Below are 333 nucleotides of genomic sequence, written 5' to 3'. Positions count from 1 at the left end.
CTTCGAACAGAAGAGTGAAATAGTACCTGAAACCGTGCGCCTACAAGCGGTCGGAGCTCTGCAAAGAGTGACGGCGTGCCTTTTGCATAATGAACCTACGAGTTACCGTGTCCGGCGAGGTTAAGGGACATGAGTCCTGCAGCCGAAGCGAAAGCGAGTCTGAATAGGGCGAGTTTCCCCTCAGGGGAAAGCGCAATTTATTGCGCTCAAGTCGGATGCGGTAGACGCGAAACCAAGTGATCTACCCTTGGCCAGGATGAAGTCTGGGTAACACCAGATGGAGGTCCGCACCAATAAGCGTTGAAAAGCTTCTGGATGAGCTGAGGGTAGGGG

The 333-nt window shown here is 53.5% G+C and carries 1 rRNA gene; it reads left to right on the top strand.

The features are described from left to right. Positions 1 to 333, top strand: a 23S ribosomal RNA gene (locus I6E11_RS14900); the annotation flags it as partial.

This window comes from Bacteroides caecigallinarum, from assembly GCF_021531075.1.
In the GTDB taxonomy this organism is placed as follows: Bacteria; Bacteroidota; Bacteroidia; order Bacteroidales; family Bacteroidaceae; genus Phocaeicola; species Phocaeicola caecigallinarum_B.
The sequence above is the reverse complement of the archived record's forward strand: the minus strand, read 5'-3'. Positions and strand labels throughout refer to the sequence as shown.